Consider the following 21980-nt stretch of genomic DNA (forward strand, 5'->3'; position numbering starts at 1 on the left):
GTCGCTTGACGCTGAACTGGGCGGATAGTGTGAGCGATCCGGTGCACCAGGCCGCGAGATCCGTCCTGGGGTCGTGCACCTTTCACCGAGACCCGAGCGCCTTTGAGGGGGAAGGCGCCGCGTGGCCCCGACGGAGGATTCGGACAACCGTGGACGCGCAAGGCCGTGGGCGGGCGGACAACATCGATCCCGCAGACCAGTGGGTGCTCAATCCGAACACCGGCGAATACGAACTGCGACTGGGCCCTTCCGCACCGCAGTCGGCGGTTCCCGGTCCCCGCAGACCCGCCTCCCGGGCCGGCGCCGGTGCGCCGCGCCCCCGTACCGACCCGGCGTCCGGCCGGACCCGCGAGACGGGGCCGGCGCGCGGGGGCGACGTACCGCCGCCGCGGTCGGGCCGGCGCCGGGGCACCGAGCCGGAGCCTCCGCCGGGGCGCCGGGCCGCCCGGCGGCCGGTGAAGAAGAAGTCGAAGGTCAAGAGGGCCCTGGCGTGGACGGCCGGCGGCACGGCGTTCGTGCTGCTCGCCGTCGGCACCGCCGGCTATCTGTACATCAAGCACCTCGAGGGCAACGTCACCACGACGGACGTCGAGGGCGCCGCCAAGGACGGCTTCAGCAAGGACGACGCCTTCAACATCCTGATCATCGGCACCGACAAACGGACCGGGAAGGGCAACGAGGGCTACGGCGACAAGGGCAGCGTCGGGCACGCCGACACCAACATCCTGCTGCACGTCGCCAAGGACCGGTCGAACGCGACCGCGCTCAGCATCCCGCGCGACCTGATCGTGAACGTGCCGGACTGCCCGACCAAGCAGGCCGACGGCTCGACCAAGGTCATCCCCGGCACGGACGACGTGCGCTTCAACACGAGCCTCGGGCAGGACGGCCGGGATCCGGGCTGCACCATGCGCACGGTGAAGGCGGTCACCGGCATACAGCCGGACCACTTCATGATGGTTGACTTCAACGCCGTCAAGACGCTGACGACGGCGGTCGACGGGGTGAACGTGTGCCTCGCCCACGCGGTCGACGACAAGGAGTCGCATCTCAAACTGCCCGCCGGCGAGCACAAGATCGAGGGTGAGCAGGCCCTGGCGTTCGTGCGGACCCGGCACAGCTGGGGCAACAAGGGCGACCTGGACCGCATCAAGGTGCAGCAGCAGTTCATGGCCTCGCTGATGCGGAAGATGTCCTCCAGCGACACGCTCACCAGCCCGACCAAGCTGGTCAGTCTGGCGGAGGCCGCCACGAAGGCGCTGACCGTCGACAAGGGCATCGGCTCCGTGACCACGCTCAAGGACATCGCGCTGGAGCTGAAGAAGGTGCCGACGAAGAACATCAGCTTCCTCACGGTGCCGGTGAGGGACAACCCGGCGGACGGCGTCGTCCACAAGACGGTGATCGTCGATCCGGCCCTCGCCCCGCCGGTGTTCGACGCCATCAACAGCGACGTCTCCTTCACCGAGGTGAAGAAGAAGCAGAAGGCGGAGAAGGACGCACAGGCCGCCCGTCTGAAGGGCACCAGGTCCGCGCCCTCCGACGTCCGGGTGCGGATCCTCAACGGCGGTGCCCAGTCGGGCAGCGCCCAGCAGACCCTCGACTGGCTGCAGAACCAGCAGGGCGTGCTGAAGTCGGAGAACGCGGGCAACGCCCCGGCGGAGCTGAGCAAGACCACGCTGGAGTACGCGCCCGACCAGGCGGCCCAGGCCAGGGAGCTGGCCCATCTGATGGGTCTGCCCGGCTCGGCGCTCAAGCCGGGCAAGAGCGTCACCAACTCCCAGGGGCTGCCGGCGATGACGCTGACCCTGGGCAAGGACTTCAAGGGCGCCGGGGTCTCCCTGACCGCTCCGTCGAAGGCGCCGACCGTCGACAAGTCCACGGCGGACAAGGTGAAGTGCGCCTCGTAGGTAACCCAATGGGCCCGTCGTGCGTCTAACTGGACGCGGGACGGGCCCGTTGTATGGCGCAAGGGTGGGGAGGGCAGGAAGATTGGCGCAGAGTGACGTGCGGGGGCAGGATCCTGCGGTCGACGACGCGATGTCGCTCGGACCGCGGGACGGGAAGTCACCGGAGGGGTCCGGCCGGCACGGCGGGGGGCGGCGCAGAGGCGGTTCCACGACCGGGCGGCCACGGCGCAGACGGCGCGCACTGCGCTGGTCGGCGACCGTCCTGGCGGTGGTGATACTCGGCACGGCCGGCGCCGGTTACCTGTACTACCAGCACCTGAACGCGAACATCCGCAAGGGTCAGCGCAGCAGCGCCGACGACTCCAAGGCGTACAAGACGCCGGCGAACGCGGCCGGGCAGACGCCGATGAACATCCTGCTGATCGGCTCCGACAGCCGCAACACGCCGGAGGACCTGAAGCTCGGCGGGCACCGCGAAAGCGTCGGGGCGCCGCCCCTGGCGGACGTGCAGATGCTCATCCACCTCTCCGCGGACCGCAAGAGCGCCGCCATGGTGAGCATCCCCCGCGACACCCGCGTGCACATCCCCAAGTGCACGGACCCCAAGACCGGCAAGAAGTATCCGGAGACCGACGACATCATCAACACCACCCTGGCCCGGGGCGGGGCCGGCTGCACGCTGGCCACCTGGGAGAACCTCACCGGGGTCTACATCGACCACTGGATGATGATCGACTTTGCGGGTGTCGTGGACATGGCCGACGCCATCGGGGGCGTCGAGGTCTGTGTGAAGCAGAACGTCTGGGACCACCCGACTCCGGCCCAGCCCGGCGGCTCCGGGCTGAAGCTGAAGGCCGGGACGCGGAAGATCTACCACGAGCAGGCCCTGCAGTGGCTGCGTACGCGGCACGCCTGGGGCAGCGACCTGATGCGGGCCCGCGCCCAGCACATGTACCTGAACTCGATGGTGCGCACCCTGAAGCACCAGAACGTCTTCACCGACAGCGGGCGGCTGATGGACCTGGCCGAGGCCGCCACCAAGTCGCTCCAGGTCTCCGAGGAGATCGGCTCGGTCAAGAAGCTGTACGACCTGGCCATGGAGCTGAAGTCGGTGCCGACCAACCGCATCACGTCGATGACGATGCCCAACGTCAAGGACTCGCTGAACGGCGAGCACGTCGTGCCGGACCCGGCCAACGCCGACAAGGTGTGGGAGATGCTGCGCGACGACGTGCCGTTCGACAAGAACGGCAAGCCGTCGGCCACGAAGCAGATCGAGAGCAAGACCCCGGCGACCAAGTCGCCCTCCACGGACCCGGGCCGGCTGGGGGTGCTGGTGCGCAACGCCACCCAGACCTCCACCGAGGCGGCGGTCCGCGGCCGGGCGAAGGACGTCAGCCAGGTGCTGGTGCAGAAGGGCTACGCCCGGGCGACCGCCGACACCTCGGGGACGCTGTCCGAGGAGAGCACGGTCGTGCAGTACCCGAGCGCCGACCTGCAGGGTGACGCGCAGGCCGTGGCGCAGGCGCTCGGCATCCCGACGAGCGCGGTGAAGCAGTCGACCGACGTCTCCGGGGTGACGGTGGTCGTGGGCGCGGACTGGCGCACCGGCACGAGCTATCCCAAGCCGGCCAAGCCCAAGGCCGGTGACGTGCCCGACGGCTCCGACGCCATCAACGGTGCGGACACCAGCACGTGCATGGACGTGTACAAGCCCTACCAGTGGTGACCGGACGGCCGGCCGGGTGACGGCACGGACACGAGGAGGGGCCCGCCGCCCGAGCGGCGGGCCCCTCCTCGCATGTCAGCGTCGGTCGCCCTTCAGGACGGCCTTCGCCGCGGCCACCTGGGCGCGGTGGATCCGCCGGAGCTGCGCCAGCGCCCCGGCCCGCTCGCCGATCAGCGCCGCCTGGATCCGCGCCTCGGCGCCGAACCAGACCGGCAGCAGCCGGGTCTTCCGTTTGCACGCCACGTCCGCCACCGCGGTGGGTATCTCCCGTGCTCCCGGGCGGCCCTTGGCGAACGCGGGCACGTCGAGGGGGTCCATGGGCGAGGCGTAGTGATAGCCGCCGCTCGCCGCCATACAGCTCGACCAGCGGCGGAAGACGGCCACGACGGCCGGCTGCCGCATCGACTGCGCGTAACCGCCGTCGGCGATGGCGGCGGCCGCGGCGGAGATGTCCGGCCGGGCGTACCTTCCTTCGACGCGCTCGACCGCCTCGGCCCGGCACCCGCCCTTCGGGACGGCCTTGCCGTGGTAGGTCGCGCCTTCTCCCCTGAGCACCGTCAGCATCCCCGGCGGTGGCGGCGGCGCCGGGACGGTGGGGCCCGGCGGGAGGTGGTAGCCGTACGCCGACGCCTCCTCGGGGCTCGACAGTCCGTAGCGCCGGTCCGCGGTGTGCGTCTCCGGCTGCCGGACGAAGGAGTAGGAGATCCCGTAGCGCGCCAGGCAGGTCTGCTCCAGCTTCTGCTCCGCCGACTGGATGAGCTCGCTCTGGGCGGACGTCAGGCTGTAGGCGGCGATGGGCAGTTTCCCGCTGTAGTCGCCGGAGAGCACGGGCACGGCGCGGGCCGGGGCCTGCGGCGGGCCGGTCTGCGCCGGGGCGGTCCGACCGGCGGGCGGGGAGGACGGGCCGGCGCAGGCCGTCAGCGCCGCCGTGGCGAGGACCGCGACGGCGGCGCCGCGCAACGACGCCGGAAGAGAGGTGAGCACCGGGAGCCTCCACGGTGACGTGCGGCCCGGTGTCGGTCACCGGGCCGCACGCGCGGTGTCGTCAGAACTGGTAGCAGCGGCTGTCGTGGGTGAACTTGAAGGAGGCGTCGTTGTTGTAGGTGTTGTGGAGGCGGAAGACCAGCTTGGAGGGCGGAACGGAGTCGCAGGAGCCGCCGTAGCCGCTGTTGAAGTAGATGGTCACGTACGAGTTGGGCGACACGTTGTCCAGCGACGCGGCGTTGTTCTTCACCGGCTGGCCGTAACCGGCGTCCCCGGAGTACTCGTCGAAGGTGTAGCCGGCCAGGTTCGAGACGTTGTCGCGCTCGAAGTGGGCCGACGCGCCCTCCAGGTTGCTGTTGAAGTCGAAGACGACGCACAGCGAGCTGTCCAGGCAGTTGTCGGACGCGTACGCCGACGCCGGCGCGGTGGCGGCGAAGAGCGAGCCCACCACGACGGGAAGGGCCACGGCCGCGGCGGCGATGTTCCTGCGGACGTTCATGACGTTCTCCTTGTGCGGAAAGGGAAGGGTGTTCGGGAGGCGGCGGATCAGTAGGCCGCGGTGCGGGTGTCGGCCATGCCGGCCGCCGTGTCGACGGTGCCCTCGGCGAAGGAGGTCAGGCCCTTGTCGTAGACCATCGGCGTGTAGCACTGCTTCTGGCCCTGGCCGATGGTGCAGCTGTAGGTGCGGCCGTCGTTGTTGCGCGTGACGAACGCGTGGGCGCAGTCGTAGCCGGCGGCCGCGTTGCCGCACGCCGACTGGGTGTAGTTGAGGGTCAGTCTCGCCCAGGCGGTGTGACAGGCGGTGCTGTAGCGCAGCTCGATGGTGCCGAAGGTGGAGTGCGAGTTCTTCACGACCGCCGACTCCACGGTGGTGGCGCCGCTCGCGCAGCCCGTGGCGGACGGGTCGGAGCCGTCGTAGGTGTACGCCTGGGCGCCGCCGGTGGCGGCGATCATCGCGAGGCCGAGAGCGCCCGTGACCACGCCGGCACGCGCGAAGTTCCGCAGGTTGAAACGCATTTCAGAGTCCCCCTATAAGCATGGGCATGACAGATGGAGGGACGGGCCCGTCCGGTCGTGGACGGGCCGTCCCGTGGGTGGGATGGGTGAGGTGGCGCGTCAGCGCCAGCGGAAGGAGGCGTTGTTGTTGTACGTCTTGACGAGGTTGCCCAGGTCACGCGGCGGGGCAACGTCCGAGGCGCCGGCGTAGTTGGAGTTGTAGTACGACACACCGGTCTTGTCGGTGCGGCTGTTGGCGTAGGACGCGGCGTTGTTCTTCACCGGGGTGTTCACGCCGTTGGTGCCCTGGCCGCCGTCGGAGAAGTACCAGCCGGCCCAGTTGGAGATGTTCTCGTAGGTGGCCGTCCAGCCGCCCTTCTGGTTCGAGTTGTACCAGAGGCAGTAGTCGACATCGATGACACCGCCGCACAGGTTGTCCGGGATGCTGTCGGCCTGGGCGGGCGCGGCGGAGGCCAGCATGCCGAAGGTGCCGGCGGCGGCCATCGCGACGGCGACGGCGGAGCTGCGAAGGCGCATGGGGGGTTGGTCCCTTCTGGTGGGTGGACTGATGGGTGAACCGGGGTGGTGACGCAGCGGTACGGTCACCGGGACCGGCCGGCCTCGGCGGCGGCACGCTTGAGCTGGTCCTCCTTGTGCCGCTTGATCCGGGCCAGCGTCTCGGCGTTCTTGTCGATCTCCGTCCGCTGCATCGCGGACTCGACGTCGAACCAGGTGCGGACGAGCCGGGTCCTCTTCTTGCATTCGACGTCCGCGCGGGCCGTCGAAATCTCTGCGGGGCCGGTCCGGGCCTTGCCGAACCTCGGGTCGTCGATCGCGTCCATGGGCGAGGCGTAGCGGTAGCCCCTGTCCGCCATGCACGAGGACCAGGCGCGGAAGACGGCCAGCACCCGGGGGTCCTTCTGGCTGCGGACGTAGCTGTCCAGGTTGATCCGGCGCGCGATCTCGTCCGGGCCGAAGGTGCCCTTGTCCCCGGCGAGCCGCCGCTTGGCCTCGCCGACGCACCCGCCGTCCGGGTCCAGCCGTCCGTCGGCACGCGGCTTGCCGCTCAGCGCGATGCGGCCCGCCTCGCCCAGCGACCGGACGTTGGCCCGGCCGGTCCTGGGCGTCGGGAAGTGGTAGCCGTAGGTGGCCGCCGTGTAGGAGTTGGCGATGCCGTACCGGCGGTCCATGACGCCGATGTCGGGGGTGTCGGTCTCGTCGGGGCGGTAGTCGAAGCCCTTGGCCTTCATGCAGTCGCGGGCCAGGTCGTTCATCGCGTGGGTGAGCAGGCCCATCTCGGACTCGGAGAAGATGTAGCCCTCGACCGGCAGGGCCAGGTCCGCCGTCAGGCTGGAGGACTTCGGGGCGAGGGAACTGTCCGGGGCGGCGGACGTCCCCGCCCCGCCCTGGCCGCCGCCCGCACCGGAGCACCCCGTGAGCAGCAGCGCGGCGGCGAACAGGACGGCGGTCGTTTTCTTTCGCATACGTCTTCCTCGTGATCCCACGACGTCTTCGGGGTGGTGCGGGGCACTGTCTTCGGGATGGCGCGGGCCGCACCCGGCCGGGCCGGTCACCGGCGCAGCGCTTCCGCCGGCTGGACGCGGCTCGCGCGCCAGGCGGGATACAGACCGGCGAGAAGTCCCGTGGCCAGGCCGATCGCGGGCGCGGCGACGACCGTCAGCGGGGCGATCACGGGCGTCCAGTCGCGTACGACGGCCATGCCGACCACCGCCACTGTGCCGAGGCTGGTGCCCACCAGGCCGCCCAGCGCGCCCAGGGCGCCCGACTCGGCCAGGAACTGCGCCGTGATGTGCCGGCCGCGGGCGCCCAGCGCGCGGCGCAGCCCGATCTCGCCGGTGCGCTCCAGCACCGCGACCAGCGTGGTGTTGGCGATGCCGACCGCACCGATCACCAGGCAGATGCCGGCCAGCAGCATGAACAGCTGGTCGAGGTCGGAGGTGACGTTGCCGCGCAGGGCCCGCGGGTCGGGCGGCGGCACGGCCCGGAACAGGTCGGGGTGCGCCGGATCGAGCGCGAGGGGTGCCTCGCCGGCGACCTGCCGGGCGGCGCCCAGGTCGGTCGAGACGAGCATCTCGGCCCGCCGCCCGCTGTCCGGGCCGCCCCAGATCCGCTGGGCCGTGGTGCGGGGCACGACGACGGACAGCAGCAGGTCCGCCTTGCGCCGCACGTCGTCGACGATGCCGATGACGGTGAAGGGGCGGCCGCCGACGAAGACGGCGGGCTGGGTCTCCAGGGTGGTGATCCCGAGCCGCGCGGCCAGTCCGGAGCCGATCACGGCGACGTTCTCGCCCCGCCGGTCGTGGAAGGCGTCGAAGATCCGCCCCTGCGCCAGATGCGGCTGCGCCGCCGCGAGGACGCCGGGCGAGGCCGCGATCACCTGGGTCCGCTCGCCCGTCGCCGGTTCCGCGGCCGAGCCGGGGGGTACGGCGGCGACGAGCTCGTCGGCCCGCAGCCGGACGGGCCAGTAGACCCCGGCGTGCCGCACGCCGTGCAGCGCCTCGATGCGCCGGTCGGCGTCGGCCGGGAAGGCGTCGGTCAGCAGGTCGGGCTGGTCGCCGCCGGTGTCCTCGACGGTGACCTCCGTCGCGGACAGGGCGTTGAAGCGCGAGTCGATCTGCGAGGAGGCGGTGGCGGTGAGCCCGAGCACGGCGACGAACGTCCCGACGCCGAGCACGGTTCCCAGCGCGGTCAGCGCGGAGCGCGCCGGCCGCTGCAGAATCCCGGCCGTGGCCTCGGCGAACACGTCCCGCAGACTGAGCCGCGACCTCTCGACGGGCCGCACCGACGCGGGCCGCCGCCGCACCGGCCACCGGAGCACGCCGGGCAGCCGGGAGCGCGCCGGCCGGGCGCCGGGCAGACCGGAGCCGGGCGTGCCGGGGTCGGGGAGGCCGGCGTCGGGCCCGCCGGGGCCTGCCGTGCCGGGGCGGGTGGCCGGGCGGGTCATGCCGCCGTCCGTTCTGCGAGGACGCCGTCCCTGATCGTCAGCGTGCGCCGGCCGCGCGCCGCGACGCCGGGGTCGTGAGTGATCACGACGAGGGTCATGCCGTCGCGATGGAGGTCGTCCAGCAGACCCAGGACGGAATCGGCCGTCGCCGTGTCCAGGTTGCCGGTCGGCTCGTCGCACAGCAGCAGCGACGGACGGGTGACCAGCGCGCGGGCGATGGCGACGCGCTGCCGCTCGCCGCCGGAGAGCCGGGTCGGCAGCGCGTCGGCGCGATGCGCGAGCCCCACCCGGGCGAGCGTCTCGCGGGCCCGGCTACGGCGGTCCGTGCGCGGTCCGGTGTTGTAGACCATGGCCAGCATCACGTTCTCGGTGGCCGACCGGTGGGGCAGCAGATGGAAGCTCTGGAACACGAACCCGATGCGCCGGCCGCGCAGCGCGGTGCGGTCGGCGTCGCCGAGCCCACCGGTGTCCACGCCGTCGAGGAAGTACCGTCCGCTGGTCGGCGCGTCCAGCAGCCCGGCGATGTTGAGGAAAGTCGACTTGCCGGAGCCGGAGGGTCCGACGACGGTGACGTACTCGCCCCGCCGGATCGTCACGTCGCCGGGCCGCAGGGCCGGCACGGGCGGCGGGCCGGGGTAGGTGAGACCGACACCGCGAAACTCCACGACGGGAGCGGCGAGAGTGCTCACCGGGCCGCCCCGGAGCCCTGCGCGACGCCGACCACGACCTTGTCCCCGGCGAGGAGCCGGGCGCCGCCGACCGGGGTCACCGCGGTGTAGCCGTCGCCGGAGGTGCCGGTGCGCACCTCGATGCGGCGGCGGGTGCCCGAGCGGTCGAGGACCGTGACGGTGGTGCGCGAGTCGGCTCCGGCCGAGATCGCCGAGACGGGGACGACGAGGACCTTGTGCCCGGAGGAGGCGGCCTCGATGGTCAGCCGTACGTCCTGGCCGGCGAGGCGGGCCGGCAGCGGCGAGCCCGGCGTGACCGTGATGGCGTACCCCTCGCCGCCCTGCCCGCCGTCCTGTCCGCCGTCCGTCCCGTCGGCGTCGGAGCCGGAGGTGGTGGGCGCGTCCGCGACCCTGGCCACCGTGCCGGTGAGTTCGTCGCCGGTGACCTCGGAGTAGACGCGGACCTTCTGTCCGGGGTGGACCAGGCCCTTGTCCTGCAGGCTGAGCGAGCCGCTCACGACCAGCCGGCCGGCGGAGACGGTGGCGAGCTTCTCGCCCGCCTCGGCGCCGACCTTGGCCCCGAGGCTCTCGACGCGGGCGGGGAAGCCGGAGAGGAAGACGACCTCGGAGGCGGGCACCATCGGCCCGGAGACCGACTCCGCCTTCGCCAGGCCGGACTTGGCGTCGGCCAGGTCGGAGCGGGCGAAGCCGATGTCCTCGGCGCTCGCGCCCTTGCCGATGAGGCGGTCGAGTGCGCGCTGGGCCCGCTTGACGTCGGCACGGGCGGTGTCGGCGGCGGAGCCGTCGGTGGTGACCGGCTCGTAGCCGATCGCCTCGTAGAGCGCGGCGACCGCGCGCTTGGTGCCGGGCCCGAACACGCCCGGCCGGTCGGTCCCGGTGGGGTGCCCCAAATCGCGCAGGGCGCCCTGGAGTTGGCTGATGTCGTCACCGTGCGCGCCGGGCTTGAGGTCGCGGTAGACGGGCAGGCTGCCGCGCAGGGCGAACAGGGGGCGGCCGGAGACCTCCAGGAGGACGCGGCCGGCCGGGAAGGTCTGCCCGGAGCGCACCATCACCTTGGTGACGACGGGCTTGAGCCCGCCCTCGGCGGCGGTGCCGGAGGCGGCGATGTCCACGGTCTGCGACGCGGAGACGGTGCCCCGGGTGACGACCGTGTCGGAGAGCACGCGCCGCTCGACCGGGGCGGTGAGCACGTCGGCCGCGGGCGGCCGGGCGTCGGCGGCGGCCTGCGCGGGCGACTTCACATACGCGGAGGTCCACAACGCGGTGGCGGCGAGCAGCACGGAACCGCCGGCCAGACCGCCCAGCAAGCGCTTGCGCCGCAACAGCGCAGACTTCTCCCCCGAGACGGACAAGAGTCCCCCAGATCCCCCATACCGCGAGCCTTTGGTCAGAAGGCCCACAGTTACTCCACAGTCGGGAGACAGCTGATCATTAATGAACCGAAACTGTCAAGAACCTTCATCAGGAGTCCCGTTGGCCGGCCAAGAACGTCAACGAGCAGCAAACGAAGGGAAGTTGCACGGGCAAAAAGACTGGGCCCCTCCCGGTGCGGGAGGGGCCCTGCCGGACGACTCGGCGGGAGCGCCGGGGGTCAGCGCGAGACGAGGACCGCCGGCCTCCGCGACGCGATGACCCTGCGCGCCAGCGACTTCGGGCTGGTCAGAAAGCCCCAGCCCCAGGACATGTGCATGGTGGCCAGGGCCACCGGGATCTGCAGCCGGGCCTTCAGCGGCAGCCCCTTGCCCGCCGGGACCGAGCCCGCGGCGATCGCCGCCAGATAGCCGCCGGGGACGACGAGGGCCCACGGTGTGAGCGCCGCGCCGACGACGATCCCGGCCGCAATCGCGCACAGAGCGGTGGGCGGGGCGAGGTAGCGCAGGTTGATGGACCCGGAGTGGTAGCGGGCCACGACGTGCCGCCAGCGGCCGTAGTCCTTGTACTGCTTGGCGAGGGCCCGGACGGAGGGCCGGGGGCGGTAGGAGACCTTGAGCTCCGGCGAGAACCAGATGAGCCCGCCCGCCTCCCTGATCCGGAAGTTCAGCTCCCAGTCCTGGGCGCGGATGAACTCCTCGTTGTAGCCGCCCTGCTGCTCCAGCGCCTCGCGGCGGAACACCCCGAGGTAGACCGTGTCGGCGGGCCCGGCCTCACCGCCGGTGTGGAAGGCGGCGTTGCCGACCCCGATCTTCGAGGTCATCGCGGCGGCGACCGCGTGCTCCCAGTCGTTCTCGCCCTCGGCGTGCATGATGCCGCCGACGTTCATCGCGCCGGTCTCCTCCAGAAGACGGACCGCGGTGGCTATGTAGTTCGGCGAGAGCATGCCGTGGCCGTCGACGCGGACCACGATCGGGTGCCGGGAGGCCTTGATCGCCGCGTTCAGCGCGGCGGGGGTACGGCCGGTCGGATTGGGGACGGTGTGCACGCGCGGGTCGTCACGGACCAGCTCGGCGGCGATCTCGTCCGTGCGGTCCGTGGACGGACCGAGGGCGATCACGACCTCCATCTCGCCGGCGTACTCCTGCGCGAGGATCGCTTGGACGGCCCCGCGCAGATGCCGCTCCTCGTTGAGGACGGGCATGATCACAGATACGGCGGGGTGTCGCACGTCGGGCTTGGCGTTCATAGGGGGCTCACGTTACCGCGAACGGGGGACACCGGTGCGCGCCGCCAGGGCTTGGGGCCGGGCTGGAGATCCTATCGGCCTACCGTGCTCACGGATCCCACGTACGGCCTCGTCCGGAGGTGCTCCCCTTTGGCCAGCCCGCCCCGGTCCCCCGCGCGACCGCAGCGCCGACCGCAGCCGCCCCGCCGGATGCCGCGCCCGCCCGAGCGGCCCGTGCGCTCCGTACGGCCGCCCAGGCGACCCCGGTGGGCCATGCGGGCGCTGAGCACGCTGTCCGTCGTGGTGCTCGCCTCCGCGGGGATCGGGCACGCGGTGATCAGCGGCCTGGACGCGGGGATCGCGCGGGTCGACGCCTTCAAGGACATGAAGCACCGGCCGCTCGCGGGCCACGGCACGAACATCCTGCTGGTCGGCACCGACGGCCGCGACAAGATCAGCGAGCAGCAGCGGCGGAGGTACCGGCTGGGCGGGGCGCCCTGCCACTGCACCGACACGATGATGATCGTGCACGTCTCGGAGAACCGGCAGCGGGCCACCGTGGTGAGCCTGCCGCGCGACTCCTACGCCGAGGTCCCCGCGCACACCGACTCCGGGCAGGAGCGACCGCCGCACCCGATCAAGCTCAACGCGGCCTACGCCGAGGGCGGCCCCCAGCTGACCATCCGCACGGTCGAGAACATGACCCACCTGAAGATCGACCACTATCTGGAGGTCGACTTCACCAGCTTCATGAAGACCGTGGACGTCCTCGGCGGGGTGAACGTCTGCACCACGACCCCGCTCAAGGACTCCTTCACCGGCCTCGACCTCGCCCCCGGCACACACCTGCTCAACGGCGGGCAGGCCCTGCAGTACGTGCGGGCCCGGCACGTGGACGGGGCCAGCGACCTCGGCCGGATGAAGCGGCAGCAGCGGTTCCTGGCCGCGCTGATCGAGCGGGCCACCTCCTCCGGGGTGCTGCTGAACCCGATGCGGTTCCGGGACGTGACCCGCGCGGTGCTCGGCTCGGTCCGCGCCGACGAGGGCTTCGGCACCGACGAGCTGCTCGACCTCGGCCGGGCCATGCGGAACTTCTCCCCCTCCTCCTCCGAGTTCACCACCGTGCCCATCGGGCAGATCAACTACGCCGTCAAGGGCATCGGCTCGACCCTGAAGTGGGACCAGACCAAGGCGGACCGGCTCTTCACGGCCCTGCGCGACGACAAGCCGCTCACCGTGGACCAGCCGCAGCGCGCACAGCCTCGTGTCCGGCCTCCGGTGCCCGTCGACGTGGACCCCCGGCAGATCCGGGTCCAGGTGGCGAACGGCACCGGCGCCGTCGGCCTCGCCAAACGCGTCGACGCGGCGCTCGCGGGGACCGGCTTCGCCACGACGCACCTGCCGGTGACGGCCGCCGGGCACGTGCCGCGCACCGTCATCTCCTACGACCCCCGCTGGGACCGCTCGGCCCGTGCGCTGGTGGCCGCCCTGCCGGGGGCCGAGCTGCGCGCCGTACCGGGCCAGGGCCCGCTGCTGAAGGTGGTCGCCGGGGCGGACTTCAAGGACGTGCACAAGGTCCGCTTCGAGGACCCGGCGCAGCCCCAGCAGGCCCCCGTCCGCGGCAACGAGGTCGTGTGCTCGAGCAGCTAGCTCACGAGGCGCACTTCACCTGGTCCGCCGTCTGTGTCGGGACGGCCGGCGGCTCGGCCGGGCGGGCGCCGGCGGTGTCGGTGGTGGTGATGTTGCCGTCGAGGTGCCTCAGGTAGAGGTAACCGCCGACGGCACCGGCGGCCGCGACGAGGGCGAGGGTGCCGCCGGTCCACAGCAGAATCCTTTTTCCGGTGGACTTCCCGCCCGTGGGCCTCTTCCCCGCCTTGCGCGGGGCACGGCCGCCGCCGCGGCCCCGGCCCGCGGCGCGGCGCGGACCGGGCACCCGGAGCTCTTCCGCGGAGTCCGGCGCGGACCGGGGCCCGGGCACGGCCGGCTCCCCGGCGGACGGGGCCGGCCGCAGCTCGTACTCGCCGGTGTGCGGGTTGCGCACCCACCGGTCCGCGGGGTCGATGTCGTCACCGTGATCCGGCCTGGCATGTCCACGCCATCACAGTATCCGCACAGATCATCGACGGGGGCGGCCGTGACGTTTCGCGCCCCCGTACAACCCCCTTGAAAAGAAGGGGAGTTGCTAGTCGTCGAAGCCCTCGGCCGCCCGCTTCTCCCGCAGCTCGCGGATCTCCCGGCGGCGTGCCAGGCGGTGGGTGCGGCGGATCTGGGCCTCCTGGTAGCGGCGGCGGTCGCGGTCGGTCTCCGGGATCACCGGCGGCACCCGGCGCGGCTTGCCGTCCGCGTCGACGGCCGCGAAGACCAGGTACGCGGAGCCGACCTGGGTGGGCGGGGTCGACTCGTTCCAGCGCTCGGCGAGGACCCGGACACCGACCTCCATGGAGGTCCGTCCGGTCCAGTTCACCTGCGCCTTCACATGGACCAGGTCGCCGACGCGGACCGGCTCCAGGAACGCCATCTCGTCCATGGACGCGGTGACGGCGGGACCGCCGGAGTGCCGGCCCGCGACGGCGCCCGCCGCGTCGTCGACCAGCTTCATGATCACCCCGCCGTGCACCGTCCCCAGCAGGTTGGTGTCGTTGTGGGTCATGATGTGGCTGAGAGTCGTGCGCGAGGCGGACGCCGGCTTGCCTGGTATGTCCGGTTCCATGTCCGGTTCCACGTCCGTGGCCTGGTCTGTCATGCCGTCCACCTTATGCCGAAGCGAACATCGCGGAATTTGTGTCGGCTTCGCAACAGCGCCGCTGTTATTTTCCGACAGCCCTTGTAAGCCACACAGCGGCTCCCTGCACACTGGGGCGCATGAATGACTGGCCCGAGGGATGGTCCGACGACAACCGCGGCGCGCGCTACGGGCGCGGCAGTGCCGGCTCGCAGCCGGAGGCCGCCCGCGTGATGCGGCAGGTGCGGCGCGGCCCGGCGGTACCGCCCGGGCAGCGCTCCTACGGCGACCCCGGCCCGGCGGCACCTCCGTACGGGGCCGGAATCCCGCAGCAGCCGTCGTACGTCGACGGCCAGGGATACGACGACGGCACCGGTTACGACAGCGGCTACAACACCGGCCAGGTGTACGGCGGCGGCCGGCGTGGCGGCGGCTTCATACCCAACGACAACGACCCGGACCCGGATCTCCAGCACTACCGGCCGCGCCCGAACTGGCGGCGCCGGCTCAAGTGGACCGCGCTCACGCTGGCGACCGTGCTGGTCGTCACATCCGTCGCGACCTACTTCTGGGCCGACTCCAAGCTGCGCCGCGAGGTCGACCTGTCCAAGGTCATCGACCGGCCGGCGTCGGGCGCCGGCACCAACTACCTGATCGTCGGCTCGGACAGCCGTGAGGGCATGTCCAAGGCGGACGAGAAGAAGCTGCACACCGGCTCCGCCCAGGGCAAGCGCACGGACTCGATGATGATCCTGCACGTCGGCGACAACGGCGACACGCTGATCTCGCTGCCGCGCGACTCGAACGTCACGATCCCCTCGTTCCGGGGTTCCACGTCCGGCAAGATCCGCCCCGCCATGGGCCAGAACAAGCTGAACGCGGCGTACGCCTACGACGGCCCGACGCTGCTGGTCCGCACGATCGAGTACAACACCGGTCTGCACATCGACCACTACGTGGAGATCGGCTTCCAGGGCTTCGCCAGCATCGTGGACGCGGTCGGCGGTGTCACCATCGACATCGACAAGGGCTTCAAGGACAAGTACTCGGGCGCCGACTTCAAGGCCGGCAAGCAGACCCTCAACGGCGCGCAGGCCCTCGCCTTCGTCCGCACCCGGCACGCGTTCGCGGCCTCCGACCTGCAGCGCACCAAGAACCAGCAGAAGTTCCTCTCCGCGCTGGCCCACCAGGTGGCCACCCCGTCCACGGTCCTCAACCCCTTCAAGTTCTACCCCGTGATGGGCGCGGGCCTGGACTCGCTGATCGTCGACAAGGACATGTCCCTGTGGGACCTGGGCTCGATGTTCTGGGCGATGAAGGGCGTCCAGGGCGGTGACGGCACGTCGATGAACATGCCGGTCTCCGGCTCCGTCGGCGGCAACCTCGTCTGGGACAAGGCGAAGGTCAAGACGCTGGTGAACGAGCTGAACAACGACCAGAAGGTCACCGTCTCCGGCAACTAGCCGAAGCGGACGACCGCCGGAAAAGGGCTGAGGGCACCCGCGCGGGTGCCCTCAGCCCTTTTCCGGCCCATGAGGCGCTCACATTCCGGCGCCCGCCATCGCGCGACAGGTCTCCGAACAGCGGCGACACGCCTCCGCGCAGCGCATCATCTGCTGGTCGTCGGGCATGGACATACACGCCTCGGCGCACATCTCGCACACCTTGGCGCACAGCGTGCACATCTCGGCGGACATGGGCGAGCGGCGCATCATCATGTCGGCGCACATGCGGGTCGTCTCGGAGCAGTCCATCAGGGCGCGCATGACCTGCATCTGCTGCTGGCCGCCCTTCTGCATGCAGGAGCTCATGGTCTCCTCGCACATGCTGTGGCAGTTCATGCAGGCCTCGACGCAGTCCTGCATCTGCTGGGTGAGCGCCGGCGTCATCTGGGACTGGGTCATGGGTCCTCCTCGGATGCGGGGGCCCGGGGACGGACCCCGTCTGCTTCCGTCCTACGCCGCCCCGGCCCCGCCCGCATGTGACCGACCGGTCGTAACGTGCGGCGGAGCAGCACAAAGGCGCCCCGGAGGGCGCCTTTGCGAGGAGACCCGAAGGCCCGTGCCGTTACGGCAGGTTGCGGGCCATGACGATCCGCTGTACCTGGTTGGTGCCCTCGTATATCTGGGTGATCTTCGCGTCGCGCATCATGCGCTCCACCGGGTAGTCGCGGGTGTAGCCGTAGCCGCCGAGGAGCTGGACGGCGTCCGTGGTGACCTCCATGGCCACGTCCGAGGCGAAGCACTTGGCGGCGGCGCCCAGGTAGGTGAGGTCGGCGTCGCCGCGCTCGGAGGCGGCGGCGGCCTGGTAGGTGAGGGCGCGGGCCGCCGAGATCTTCATGGACATGTCGGCGAGCATGAACTGGATGCCCTGGAAGTCGGCGATCGGCTTGCCGAACTGCTTGCGCTCCTGGACGTAGCCCTTGGCGTAGTCGAAGGCGCCCTGCGCCACGCCGAGCGCCTGGGCGGCGATGGTGATGCGGGTGTGGTCCAGGGTCTTCATGGCCGTCATGAAGCCGGTGCCCTCCTCGCCGATCATGCGGTCGGCGGGGATGCGGACGTTGTCGAAGTAGACCTCGCGGGTCGGGGAGCCCTTGATGCCGAGCTTCTTCTCCGGGGCGCCGAAGGAGACGCCCTCGTCCGACTTCTCGACGACGAAGGCGGAGATGCCCTTGGAGCGCTTGGCGGGGTCCGTGACCGCCATGACCGTGTAGTACTCGCTCACGCCCGCGTTGGTGATCCAGCGCTTGACGCCGTTGAGGACCCAGTGGTCGCCGTCGCGGACCGCCTTGGTCTTCATGCCGGCCGCGTCCGAGCCCGCCTCCGGCTCGGAGAGGCAGTACGAGAACATCCCGTCGCCCTTGGCGAGCGGGGTCAGGTACTTCTTCTTCAGGTCCTCGCCGCCGGAGAGGATCACCGGGAGGGAGCCGAGCTTGTTCACGGCGGGGATGAGGGAGGAGGACACGCAGGCGCGGGCCACCTCCTCGATCACGATGACCGTGGCGAGCGCGTCGGCGCCGGCGCCGCCGTACTCCTCGGGGACGTGCACCGCGTGCAGGTCGTTGGCGACGAGGGCGTCGAGGGCCTCCTGCGGGAAGCGGGCCTCCTCGTCCACCGCCGCGGCGTACGGCGCGATCTTCGCCTCGACCAGGGAACGGACGGCGTCCCGGAGCATGTCGTGCTCCTCGGACGGGCGGTACAGGTCGAAGTCAGCCGATCCGGCCACGGTCTCTCACGCTCCAAAGACGCAGTGATACTGACGCTAATTACCGTTAAGTAACTCAAATTTTAGAGTGCAGCCCGCAACACGCCTACGTGACCTACACGACAGCTGGGAAATTTCCCGGCGGGGGTCCCGACTATGCTCAGGGGCCGCATCACCGACGTACCCGAGCTGGAGCACATCCATGAGCCTGAAGATCACCGTGATCGGCACCGGCTACCTCGGCGCCACACACGCCGCGGCCATGGCCGAGCTCGGCTACGAGGTGCTGGGACTCGACGTCGTACCCGAGAAGATCGCCATGCTGGAGCGCGGCGAGACCCCCATGTACGAGCCGGGTCTTGAGGAGCTGCTGCGCCGGCACGTGGCCGGTATCGAGGGCTCCACCGGGCGGCTGCGGTTCACCACCGACTGGGCCGAGGTCGGCGCCTTCGGTGACGTCCACTTCGTGTGCGTCAACACCCCGCAGCGGCATGGCGAGTACGCGGCCGACATGTCGTACGTCGACTCCGCCATCTCCTCGCTCGCCCCGCATCTGCACGGTCCGGCCCTGGTGGTCGGCAAGTCGACGGTGCCGGTGGGCTCGGCCGAGCGGCTGGCCGGCTACCTCGCCGAGCACGCGCCGGCGGGCGGCGACGCCGAGCTGGCCTGGAACCCGGAGTTCCTGCGCGAGGGCTTCGCCGTCCAGGACACCCTGCACCCGGACCGGATCGTGGTGGGCGTGCGCAGCGAGCGCGCCGAGAAGCTGCTGCGGGAGGTGTACGCGACGCCGATCGGCGAGGGCACGCCGTTCGTGGTGACCGACTTCCCGACGGCCGAATTGGTGAAGACGGCCGCGAACTCCTTCCTCGCCACGAAGATCTCCTTCATCAACGCGATGGCGGAGGTGTGCGAGGCCGCGGGCGGTGACGTGGCGAAGCTGGCGGAGGCCATCGGGCACGACGACCGGATCGGGAGGAAGTTCCTGCGCGCCGGGATCGGCTTCGGCGGCGGCTGTCTGCCGAAGGACATCCGGGCGTTCATGGCGCGGGCGGGCGAACTGGGCGCGGACCAGGCGCTGACCTTCCTGCGCGAGATCGACTCCATCAACATGCGCCGGCGCGGGCAGATGGTGGAGATGACCCGGGAGGCGCTCGGCGGCGGCTCCTTCCTCGGCAAGCGGGTCGCGGTGCTCGGCGCCACGTTCAAGCCCGACTCTGACGACGTGCGTGACTCGCCCGCGCTGAACGTGGCCGGCCAGATCCACCTCCAGGGCGGCCAGGTCACCGTGTACGACCCGAAGGGCATGGAGAACGCCCGCAAGGTCTTCCCCACCCTGGGCTACGCCGACTCCGCGCTTCAGGCCGCGCGGGGCGCCGACGTCGTCCTGCACCTCACCGAGTGGCGGGAGTTCGGCGAGCTGGACCCGGCGGCGCTCGGCGAGGCCGCGGCGGCCCGGGTGATCCTGGACGGCCGCAACACGCTCGACCCGGAGCTGTGGCGCCGGGCGGGCTGGACGTACCGCGCGATGGGCCGCCCGACGGCCTGAGGACACACGGGACGACGGACAGCCCCCGAGGACATACGGCGACGCCGGTTCGGCCGAGGCTCAGTCGGCCGAACCGGCGTCTTTCCGCATTCTGCACCACCGGACACATACGTGGCCGGTGAACGGCCTGTGTCTTACCCCTCCTTGGCCCGGTACCGGCGCATCTTCGCCCGTGCCCCGCACACCTGCATGGAGCACCAGCGGCCGCGTCCGGCCGGGCTGCGGTCGTAGTACGCCCAGTGGCAGTCGGGGGCCTCACAGGCCTTCAGCCGCATCCAGGTGCCCTGCGTCAGGCCCTCGGCGACGGCGGCGGCGACCCGGGAGAGCAGCGGGGCGTCGGGGGCGGGGGCGAGGGCCGCGGAGCCGTCGCTGTCGTCGACGGCGACGTACAGGGGGGCGTGGGCCAGCAGCCGGCCGAGCGGGGCGACCTCGCGGTGCGGGGGGTGCCCGGCGTGCGCGAGCAGCACGGCCCGCAGCGACTCGCGCAGCTCCCGCGCCTCCGCCAGCCCGTCCTCGGTGATCCCGAAGCGCCCCCGGCCCTCCTCGGTGTCCAGCGTGTCGGCGCCGGTCTCCACGTCCAGCGTGTTGACCAGGGACTCGACCAGCGCCAGGGCTCCGGGAGCGGCCGATCTCTCATTCATGGTTGCGACGTTACCCCCAATGCGGGAGCATGCAGTAACCGTTACCGGTTACCCGGTTCTACGGGTAACCGTGTCCGTGACACAAGGAGGTAGTCATGGCTCTCGCCAAGCTCGGCGTCGTGGTGCTGGACTGTCCCGACCCCCGTGCGCTGGCCGGCTTCTACGCCGAGGTGCTGGGCGGCACGGTGGAGGTGCAGGGGGACCCCGAGGACGACGGGTGGGTCGACCTGAAGGTGCCCGGCGGGACGGCGCTGGCCTTCCAGCGGGCGCCCGGGTACGTGCCCCCGAAGTGGCCCGCGCCGGACGCCTCGCAGCACTTCCACCTGGACCTGGTGGTGGAGGACCTGGACGCGGCCGAGAAGGGCGTGCTGGAACTGGGCGCCAGGCCGCTGGACGCGGAGGACCGCGAGCGGACCTTCCGTGTGTACGCCGACCCCGCTGGGCACCCGTTCTGCCTGTGCGCCTGCTGAGCCGTCCGAAGGAGGACACCATGGCGTCCGTCGCCCGTTTCCGCTCCGTCGTGCTCGACTGCCCCGATCCGCACGCGCTGGCCGCCTTCTACGCGGCGGTGGCCGGGGGCACCCCCGAGGCCGAGGACGACGACTGGGTCGTCCTGCGGGTGCCGGACGGGCCGCGGCTGGCCTTCCAGCGGGCCGAGGGGCACACCCCGCCGGAGTGGCCGCGCGCGGACCGCAACGGCCAGCAGTTCCACCTCGACTTCGACGCGGGCCGGACCTGGGCCGAGATCGACACGGCCCACGAGCGGGTGCTGGCGCTCGGCGCCCGGCCGCTGGACCTTGAGGACCGGGAGAAGAAGGACTTCCAGGTGTACGCCGACCCGGCCGGGCATCCGTTCTGCCTGTGCCGGATCGAGCACCCGTGACGCCCTGATCAGGAGCCGTCCAGCTCCCCGATCCTCGCGTTGGACGCCTCCCGGCGGTGCTGCGCGGCCCGCGCCGCGAAATCCGCGCTGCGCAGCACCCGTTGGACGTTCCCCCAGGTCAGCAGGGCCAGCTCGGTCTCCGACCAGCCGCGCCGGAGCAGTTCGGCGATCAGGTGGGGGTAGCGGGAGGCGTCGGCGAGGTCGCGGGGGTGGGCGGCGCCGGAGTCGTAGGTGCCGGACAGGCCCACGCACTCCGGGCCGGCCACGTCCCGGACGTGGTCGAGGTGGTCGGCGACGTCCTGGACCGCCGGCCCGGTCTGCTCGGCGGTCAACGGCACCATGCACAGGCCCCTCGCCGCGCCCACCGCCGCGAGCAGCTCGTCGGACAGGTTGGCCGGGTGCGGGCGCAGAGCCCCGGCGGCGGAGCGGGTGCACAGCACCGGGGTCTTGGACAGCGCGAGAACACGTGCGGCGGTGGCCCGGGACGCGCCGGAGACATCGGCGACCACACCGAGCCGGTTCATCTCCCGCACCACCTCCTCGCCGAACCGGCTCAGCCCCGTCTCCCCCGCCCAGGCGGTGCCCGCGAGCGTGAGCACGCGCAGGCCGAGGGCGTGCAGGACCCGCAGGATGCCGAGGGAGTCGTCGAGCGCGCCGGCATGGGCCGGGCCCAGCACCACCGCGACCCGGCCGCAGTTGCGGGCGTCGATGATCTGCCCGGCGGTGCCCACCAGGCGCAGGCCCTCCGGATGGGCCTCGATCACCGACCGCGCCTGGTCCAGCTGTTCCAGCGTCGCGGAGGTCGCACGGTCGCCGCCGGTGCCCTCCGGCAGGTGCAGCGACCAGAACAGCGCCCCCACATGCCCCTCCCGCATCCGCGGTATGTCGGTGTCGACGGCCGCCTCACCCAGCTCCAGGTCGTACCAGGACAGATGGCGCAGGGCCCACGGCAGTCCGCTGTAGCCGTCGGCCACCGGGTGGGCGGCCAGCAGGGCGTGGGCCCGCTGCAGGGACGCGTGCTCCGAGACAAAAGGGTCGTCCGGCAGGCCGCCGTCCTCGCCGACCTCGGTCGTGGAGGGGATGTCGTCCTGGAGGTCGGCCATGGCGGGCTC

Annotated in this window: 22 protein-coding genes; 7 read left to right on the forward strand and 15 right to left on the reverse strand. The window is 71.6% G+C overall.

Features of this window, described 5'->3' with window-relative positions:
* Window positions 1–149 precede the first annotated feature (149 nt).
* Complete coding sequence (locus tag ACQPXS_RS20420; RefSeq protein ID WP_433450793.1) at window positions 150–1910, forward strand: LCP family protein; 1761 nt, start codon at window positions 150–152, stop codon at window positions 1908–1910.
* Window positions 1911–2040: 130 nt separating this feature from the next.
* Window positions 2041–3639, forward strand: coding sequence for an LCP family protein (locus ACQPXS_RS20425; protein WP_433455884.1), 1599 nt, complete (start codon window positions 2041–2043; stop codon window positions 3637–3639).
* A 75-nt stretch (window positions 3640–3714) separates the two neighbouring features.
* Here the strand turns inward: ACQPXS_RS20425 and ACQPXS_RS20430 are convergent, their stop codons facing one another.
* The 9 genes from ACQPXS_RS20430 to ACQPXS_RS20470 form a co-directional block, all read right to left on the reverse strand.
* Complete coding sequence (locus ACQPXS_RS20430; protein ID WP_433450794.1) at window positions 3715–4623, reverse strand: hypothetical protein; 909 nt, start codon at window positions 4621–4623, stop codon at window positions 3715–3717.
* 61 nt (window positions 4624–4684) lie between these two features.
* Window positions 4685–5122, reverse strand: coding sequence for a hypothetical protein (locus ACQPXS_RS20435; RefSeq protein WP_356311621.1), 438 nt, complete (start codon window positions 5120–5122; stop codon window positions 4685–4687).
* Between the two features lie 47 nt (window positions 5123–5169).
* Window positions 5170–5640: a DUF2690 domain-containing protein gene (locus ACQPXS_RS20440; protein ID WP_356311622.1), complete on the reverse strand. Its 471-nt coding sequence runs from the start codon at window positions 5638–5640 to the stop codon at window positions 5170–5172.
* Between the two features lie 99 nt (window positions 5641–5739).
* Window positions 5740–6156 (reverse strand): peptidase inhibitor family I36 protein, encoded by a 417-nt coding sequence (locus tag ACQPXS_RS20445; protein ID WP_433450795.1) that lies wholly within the window; start codon window positions 6154–6156, stop codon window positions 5740–5742.
* 65 nt (window positions 6157–6221) lie between these two features.
* Window positions 6222–7103, reverse strand: a complete 882-nt coding sequence (locus ACQPXS_RS20450; RefSeq protein WP_433450796.1) for a hypothetical protein — start codon at window positions 7101–7103, stop codon at window positions 6222–6224.
* Window positions 7104–7189: 86 nt separating this feature from the next.
* On the reverse strand, window positions 7190–8584 hold the full coding sequence (locus ACQPXS_RS20455; RefSeq protein WP_433450797.1) for an ABC transporter permease: 1395 nt from the start codon (window positions 8582–8584) through the stop codon (window positions 7190–7192).
* Window positions 8581–9273 carry an ABC transporter ATP-binding protein gene (locus tag ACQPXS_RS20460; protein ID WP_433450798.1) on the reverse strand — a complete coding sequence of 231 codons (693 nt, stop codon included), beginning with the start codon at window positions 9271–9273 and terminating at the stop codon, window positions 8581–8583. The genes ACQPXS_RS20455 and ACQPXS_RS20460 overlap by 4 nt, the downstream gene beginning before the upstream one ends.
* Window positions 9270–10595 carry a peptidoglycan-binding protein gene (locus ACQPXS_RS20465; RefSeq protein WP_433450799.1) on the reverse strand — a complete coding sequence of 442 codons (1326 nt, stop codon included), beginning with the start codon at window positions 10593–10595 and terminating at the stop codon, window positions 9270–9272. The genes ACQPXS_RS20460 and ACQPXS_RS20465 overlap by 4 nt, the downstream gene beginning before the upstream one ends.
* A gap of 269 nt (window positions 10596–10864) precedes the next feature.
* On the reverse strand, window positions 10865–11893 hold the full coding sequence (locus ACQPXS_RS20470) for a glycosyltransferase family 2 protein (RefSeq protein ID WP_433450800.1): 1029 nt from the start codon (window positions 11891–11893) through the stop codon (window positions 10865–10867).
* Window positions 11894–12145: 252 nt separating this feature from the next.
* On the opposite strand from ACQPXS_RS20470, the gene ACQPXS_RS20475 reads away from it, so the two are divergent.
* Window positions 12146–13522, forward strand: a complete 1377-nt coding sequence (locus ACQPXS_RS20475) for an LCP family protein (RefSeq protein WP_433450801.1) — start codon at window positions 12146–12148, stop codon at window positions 13520–13522.
* Between the two features lies 1 nt (window position 13523).
* Here the strand turns inward: ACQPXS_RS20475 and ACQPXS_RS20480 are convergent, their stop codons facing one another.
* Together ACQPXS_RS20480 and ACQPXS_RS20485 are read right to left on the reverse strand one after the other, a co-directional pair.
* The gene (locus tag ACQPXS_RS20480; protein WP_433450802.1) at window positions 13524–13913 is read right to left on the reverse strand and encodes a hypothetical protein; all 390 of its coding nucleotides are present in this window, start codon (window positions 13911–13913) and stop codon (window positions 13524–13526) included.
* A 141-nt stretch (window positions 13914–14054) separates the two neighbouring features.
* Window positions 14055–14615 (reverse strand): acyl-CoA thioesterase, encoded by a 561-nt coding sequence (locus tag ACQPXS_RS20485; RefSeq protein ID WP_433450803.1) that lies wholly within the window; start codon window positions 14613–14615, stop codon window positions 14055–14057.
* A 119-nt stretch (window positions 14616–14734) separates the two neighbouring features.
* Between ACQPXS_RS20485 and ACQPXS_RS20490 the strand changes: the two genes are divergently transcribed.
* A complete protein-coding gene (locus ACQPXS_RS20490; RefSeq protein WP_433450804.1) occupies window positions 14735–16057 on the forward strand; it encodes an LCP family protein in 1323 nt (440 codons plus the stop codon).
* Between the two features lie 78 nt (window positions 16058–16135).
* Here ACQPXS_RS20490 and ACQPXS_RS20495 read toward each other — a convergent pair whose 3' ends face one another.
* Entirely contained in the window at window positions 16136–16498 is a 363-nt protein-coding gene (locus tag ACQPXS_RS20495) for a four-helix bundle copper-binding protein (protein WP_351807473.1), read from the reverse strand.
* Window positions 16499–16661: 163 nt separating this feature from the next.
* On the reverse strand, window positions 16662–17819 hold the full coding sequence (locus ACQPXS_RS20500) for an acyl-CoA dehydrogenase family protein (protein ID WP_433450805.1): 1158 nt from the start codon (window positions 17817–17819) through the stop codon (window positions 16662–16664).
* A 181-nt stretch (window positions 17820–18000) separates the two neighbouring features.
* Between ACQPXS_RS20500 and ACQPXS_RS20505 the strand changes: the two genes are divergently transcribed.
* Window positions 18001–19344, forward strand: a complete 1344-nt coding sequence (locus tag ACQPXS_RS20505) for a UDP-glucose dehydrogenase family protein (RefSeq protein ID WP_433450806.1) — start codon at window positions 18001–18003, stop codon at window positions 19342–19344.
* 134 nt (window positions 19345–19478) lie between these two features.
* On the opposite strand, the gene ACQPXS_RS20510 is transcribed toward ACQPXS_RS20505, so the two are convergent.
* Window positions 19479–19985, reverse strand: a complete 507-nt coding sequence (locus ACQPXS_RS20510; RefSeq protein WP_433450807.1) for a CGNR zinc finger domain-containing protein — start codon at window positions 19983–19985, stop codon at window positions 19479–19481.
* Between the two features lie 95 nt (window positions 19986–20080).
* Here ACQPXS_RS20510 and ACQPXS_RS20515 point away from each other — a divergent pair, with 95 nt between their 5' ends.
* Together ACQPXS_RS20515 and ACQPXS_RS20520 are read left to right on the forward strand one after the other, a co-directional pair.
* Complete coding sequence (locus ACQPXS_RS20515; protein WP_356311641.1) at window positions 20081–20455, forward strand: VOC family protein; 375 nt, start codon at window positions 20081–20083, stop codon at window positions 20453–20455.
* 20 nt (window positions 20456–20475) lie between these two features.
* Complete coding sequence (locus tag ACQPXS_RS20520) at window positions 20476–20868, forward strand: VOC family protein (protein ID WP_390682657.1); 393 nt, start codon at window positions 20476–20478, stop codon at window positions 20866–20868.
* An 8-nt stretch (window positions 20869–20876) separates the two neighbouring features.
* Here ACQPXS_RS20520 and ACQPXS_RS20525 read toward each other — a convergent pair whose 3' ends face one another.
* Window positions 20877–21971: a dipeptidase gene (locus ACQPXS_RS20525; RefSeq protein ID WP_433450808.1), complete on the reverse strand. Its 1095-nt coding sequence runs from the start codon at window positions 21969–21971 to the stop codon at window positions 20877–20879.
* Window positions 21972–21980 lie beyond the last annotated feature (9 nt).

The sequence above is a fragment of the Streptomyces sp. CA-142005 genome (assembly GCF_050942335.1).
Lineage (GTDB): Bacteria > Actinomycetota > Actinomycetes > Streptomycetales > Streptomycetaceae > Streptomyces.